The sequence below is a fragment of the Psychrobacter sp. DWR1-2-3 genome (assembly GCF_049896465.1).
GTDB lineage: Bacteria > Pseudomonadota > Gammaproteobacteria > Pseudomonadales > Moraxellaceae > Psychrobacter > Psychrobacter maritimus.
The window spans coordinates 1-5,586 of sequence record NZ_JAFCUJ010000014.1 but is presented as its reverse complement, the minus strand read 5'-3'; the positions used below and the strand labels follow the sequence as shown (position 1 = coordinate 5,586).

Annotated in this window: 2 tRNA genes and 3 rRNA genes; all 5 read right to left on the bottom strand. The window is 48.2% G+C overall.

The annotated features are described in order from the left end of the window. Positions 1-51: 51 nt before the first annotated feature. A 5S ribosomal RNA gene (gene rrf, locus ACP7AA_RS13055) occupies positions 52-166 on the bottom strand. A 185-nt stretch (positions 167-351) separates the two neighbouring features. Beyond that, positions 352-3,214: ribosomal RNA gene (locus ACP7AA_RS13050) — 23S ribosomal RNA — on the bottom strand. A gap of 359 nt (positions 3,215-3,573) precedes the next feature. Continuing rightward, positions 3,574-3,649 (bottom strand) — tRNA-Ala (locus ACP7AA_RS13045). An 8-nt stretch (positions 3,650-3,657) separates the two neighbouring features. Then, positions 3,658-3,734 (bottom strand) — tRNA-Ile (locus ACP7AA_RS13040). Between the two features lie 76 nt (positions 3,735-3,810). After that, a 16S ribosomal RNA gene (locus ACP7AA_RS13035) occupies positions 3,811-5,349 on the bottom strand. The 16S, 23S and 5S rRNA genes sit together here with 2 tRNA genes alongside, the layout of an rRNA operon. Positions 5,350-5,586 lie beyond the last annotated feature (237 nt).

The window sequence follows — 5,586 nt, the reverse complement described above, 5'->3', positions numbered from 1 at the left end:
ACAAAGAAAAGCCCCTCAACAATTAAGTTGAGGGGCGATTCAGGAATAGAGAGCTGACGATGACCTACTCTCACATGGCCGGAGCCACACTACCATTGGCGCGATGATGTTTCACTTCTGAGTTCGGGAAGGGATCAGGTGGTGCCATCATGCTATTGTCGTCAGCAAAGGGGGTTAGATATGAGTCTGTTATTGTTATTTTGACTTTAAGTATTATCTTTTAGTCTCATCAACATAAACCTAACTGAATCAAGGTTTAAGGTGATATCGAAATATTCTTTCTTTATTCTAAAGCTTTCGCTTTACAAGATAGATTAATTAGAGCTTTGATACAAACCACTTGGGTGTTGTATGGTCAAGCCAAACGAGCAATTAGTACAGGTTAGCTACACACATCGCTGTGCTTCCACACCCTGCCTATCAACGTCGTAGTCTTCAACGGCTCTTTAGGGAAATCTAATCTTGAGGTGGGCTTCCCGCTTAGATGCTTTCAGCGGTTATCCCATCCGAACGTAGCTACCGGGCAATGCCACTGGCGTGACAACCCGAACACCAGAGGTTCGTCCACTCTGGTCCTCTCGTACTAGGAGCAGATCCTCTCAAATTTCCAACGCCCACGGTAGATAGGGACCGAACTGTCTCACGACGTTCTAAACCCAGCTCGCGTACCTCTTTAAATGGCGAACAGCCATACCCTTAGGACCTGCTTCAGCCCTAGGATGAGATGAGCCGACATCGAGGTGCCAAACACCGCCGTCGATATGAACTCTTGGGCGGTATCAGCCTGTTATCCCCAGAGTACCTTTTATCCGTTGAGCGATGGCCCTTCCATACAGAACCACCGGATCACTAAGACCTACTTTCGTACCTGCTCGACTTGTGGGTCTCGCAGTTAAGCGCGCTTTTGCCTTTATACTCTATGAACGATTTCCGACCGTTCTGAGCGCACCTTCGTACTCCTCCGTTACTCTTTAGGAGGAGACCGCCCCAGTCAAACTACCCACCATACATTGTCCTCGGTATTGTTATACCTGAGTTAGAACCCCGACATGACCAGGGTGGTATTTCAAGATTGGCTCCACAAACACTAGCGTGTCTGCTTCAAAGCCTCCCACCTATCCTGCACAAGTCAGGTCAAAGTTCAATGTAAAGCTGTAGTAAAGGTTCACGGGGTCTTTCCGTCTAGCCGCGGGTACACAGCATCTTCACTGCGATTTCGATTTCACTGAGTCTCTGCTGGAGACAGCGCTGCCATCATTATGCCATTCGTGCAGGTCGGAACTTACCCGACAAGGAATTTCGCTACCTTAGGACCGTTATAGTTACGGCCGCCGTTTACTGGGGCTTCGATCAAGAGCTTCGCTTACGCTAACCCCATCAATTAACCTTCCAGCACCGGGCAGGCATCACACCCTATACGTCCACTTTCGTGTTTGCAGAGTGCTGTGTTTTTAATAAACAGTTGCAGCAGCCTGGTATCTGCGACTGCCAACAGCTCAAGGAGCAAGTCCTATCACCATCGGCAGCGTACCTTCTCCCGAAGTTACGGTACCATTTTGCCTAGTTCCTTCAGCAGAGTTCTCTCAAGCGCCTTGGTATTCTCTACCTGATCACCTGTGTCGGTTTAGGGTACGATTCGTTTATAACTATTGCTTAGAAGCTTTTCCTGGAAGCATGGTATTTGCCACTTCGCTGTACAAGTACAGCTTGCTATCAGATCTCAGTATGATGACAGTCCGGATTTGCCTAAACTGTCTACCTACATCCTTTCACCTGGACAACCAACGCCAGGCTGACATAACCTACTCCGTCCCTCCATCGCATTATAAACAAGTATCGGAATATTAACCGATTTCCCATCGACTACGCCTTTCGGCCTCGCCTTAGGGGTCGACTCACCCAGCCCCGATTAACGTTGGACTGGAACCCTTGATCTTCCGGCGTGCGAGCTTTTCACTCGCATTATCGTTACTCACGTCAGCATTCGCTCTTGTGATACCTCCAGCATGCTTTACAACACACCTTCACAGGCTTACACAACGCTCCCCTACCACTTGAAAACAAATTCAAATCCGCAGCTTCGGCTCCTAGTTTGAGCCCCGTTACATCTTCCGCGCGGGCCGACTCGACTAGTGAGCTATTACGCTTTCTTTAAAGGATGGCTGCTTCTAAGCCAACCTCCTAGCTGTCTATGCCTTCCCACCTCGTTTCCCACTTAACTAGGAATTTGGGGCCTTAGCTGGCGGTCTGGGTTGTTTCCCTCTCCACAATGGACGTTAGCACCCACTGTGTGTCTCCCGGATATCACTCATCGGTATTCGGAGTTTGCATCGGTTTGGTAAGTCGGTATGACCCCCTAGCCGAAACAGTGCTCTACCCCCAATGGTGTTCGTCCGAGGCGCTACCTAAATAGCTTTCGGGGAGAACCAGCTATCACCGAGTTTGATTAGCCTTTCACCCCTATCCACAAGTCATCCCCTGGCTTTTCAACGACAGTGGGTTCGGTCCTCCGGTGCCTGTTACGGCACTTTCAACCTGCTCATGGATAGATCACTCGGTTTCGGGTCTATGCCCTGCAACTAATTCGCCCTATTAAGACTCGGTTTCCCTACGGCTCCCCTAAACGGTTAACCTTGCTACAGAACATAAGTCGCTGACCCATTATACAAAAGGTACGCGGTCACCCTAATAAATTAAGGCTCCCACTGCTTGTACGCACACGGTTTCAGGTTCTATTTCACTCCCCTCACAGGGGTTCTTTTCGCCTTTCCCTCACGGTACTGGTTCACTATCGGTCAGTCAGGAGTATTTAGCCTTGGAGGATGGTCCCCCCATCTTCAAACAGGATTTCTCGTGCCCCGCTCTACTTAATATGTTAACTCTAATGTTTCGAATACAGGACTATCACCTACTACGGTCAGCTTTCCCACGCTGTTCTTCTACATTAGAATTAATCGGCTTCTCCCCGTTCGCTCGCCGCTACTAGGGGAATCTCATTTGATGTCTATTCCTAAGGGTACTGAGATGTTTCACTTCCCCTCGTTCGCTTCTTGTACAAGTACAAGATACCTACCTTATGGTAAGTGGGTTTCCCCATTCAGAAATCTCCGGATCACAGGATATTGCCGCCTCCCCGAAGCTTATCGCAGGCTGTCACGTCTTTCATCGCCTCTGACTGCCAAGGCATCCACCATGTGCGCTTCATTACTTGACCATACAACCCCAAGTAGTCTCGACTTTAAATAAGTCTTAACTTCTAAGTGTTATAAAGTCTAATTATGATAACGATATCACCTATGTTTATACGCTTGATTCAGTTCTCTTTACTTTTTTAATAACTCACTACTGGGATAACAACTGATGTCGTTAAGTAGCGAGTTATTAAGGTTAGGAACAACGCGTGAACACGTGTTCCTAACCCAGACTCATATCTATGTTTTTAAATAGTTCTTACGCTCTCGTCGAGTCATAAGTTCTGTATAAAACAGAAAGAAGTAATCTTAGACAAATCACTTGTTTCTGTTGAATACCTATTGTATTTATTGGCATCTAAAGCTTACTTGGCGTTTATAGTGGTGGAGCCAAACGGAGTCGAACCGTTGACCTCCTGCGTGCAAGGCAGGCGCTCTACCAACTGAGCTATGGCCCCATGTAAAATGGTGGGTCTAAGTGGACTTGAACCACTGACCCCCGCGTTATCAACACGGTGCTCTAACCAGCTGAGCTACAGACCCAATTACGCTTGTTATAAACGTAAGCTTAAACTAAAGAACAACTTGTTGTGAATTCTTGCTGACCGAATGCCATCTATAAGGAGGTGATCCAGCCGCAGGTTCCCCTACGGCTACCTTGTTACGACTTCACCCCAGTCATCAACCACACCGTGGTGAACGCCTTCCCGAAGGTTAGGCTATCCACTTCTGGTGCAATCAACTCCCATGGTGTGACGGGCGGTGTGTACAAGGCCCGGGAACGTATTCACCGCGGCATTCTGATCCGCGATTACTAGCGATTCCTACTTCATGGAGTCGAGTTGCAGACTCCAATCTGGACTACGATAGGCTTTTTGAGATTCGCATCACATCGCTGTGTAGCTGCCCTCTGTACCTACCATTGTAGCACGTGTGTAGCCCTGGTCGTAAGGGCCATGATGACTTGACGTCGTCCCCGCCTTCCTCCAGTTTGTCACTGGCAGTATCCTTAGAGTTCCCGGCTTAACCCGCTGGTAACTAAGGACAAGGGTTGCGCTCGTTGCGGGACTTAACCCAACATCTCACGACACGAGCTGACGACAGCCATGCAGCACCTGTATTCTAATTCCCGAAGGCACTCCCGCATCTCTGCAGGATTCTAGATATGTCAAGACCAGGTAAGGTTCTTCGCGTTGCATCGAATTAAACCACATGCTCCACCGCTTGTGCGGGCCCCCGTCAATTCATTTGAGTTTTAACCTTGCGGCCGTACTCCCCAGGCGGTCTACTTATTGCGTTAGCTGCGTCACTAAGTCCTCAAGGGACCCAACGACTAGTAGACATCGTTTACGGCGTGGACTACCAGGGTATCTAATCCTGTTTGCTACCCACGCTTTCGAACCTCAGTGTCAATATGATGCCAGAAGGCTGCCTTCGCCATCGGTATTCCTCCAGATCTCTACGCATTTCACCGCTACACCTGGAATTCTACCTTCCTCTCACCTATTCTAGCCTAACAGTATCAGATGCAGTTCCCAGGTTAAGCCCGGGGATTTCACATCTGACTTATCAAGCCACCTACGCTCGCTTTACGCCCAGTAATTCCGATTAACGCTTGCACCCTCTGTATTACCGCGGCTGCTGGCACAGAGTTAGCCGGTGCTTATTCTGCAGCTAATGTCATCGTCCATGGGTATTAACCATGGAGTCTTCTTCACTGCTTAAAGTGCTTTACAACCAAAAGGCCTTCTTCACACACGCGGCATGGCTGGATCAGGGTTGCCCCCATTGTCCAATATTCCCCACTGCTGCCTCCCGTAGGAGTCCGGGCCGTGTCTCAGTCCCGGTGTGGCTGATCATCCTCTCAGACCAGCTACAGATCGTCGCCATGGTAGGCCTTTACCCCACCATCTAGCTAATCCGACTTAGGCTCATCTAATAGCGAGAGCAACAAGTTGCCCCCTTTCTCCCGTAGGTCGTATGCGGTATTAATTCGAGTTTCCCCGAGCTATCCCCCACTACTAGGTAGATTCCTAAGTATTACTCACCCGTCCGCCGCTCGACGCCTGATAGCAAGCTATCATCGTTTCCGCTCGACTTGCATGTGTTAAGCCTGCCGCCAGCGTTCAATCTGAGCCATGATCAAACTCTTCAGTTTAATCTTGCTATGAAGCTCTTTAAAGAAGCTTCTAAACTTGGCTCATCTAATCTGGCAAAATCGCTAAAAATTATGTTCGTAATGAATTAACTTTGAGTTTTTCTGCTGTCTTAAATGATAATTTTTATAGTTAATAATCTTTCCGAAAAGAAAAGATAGTCAACTTTATTTTTTAGCATTCTGAATCAGCAAAAATCCACACAAGTTGTTCTTTAGTTATGCTTTTAAATAGTGTCA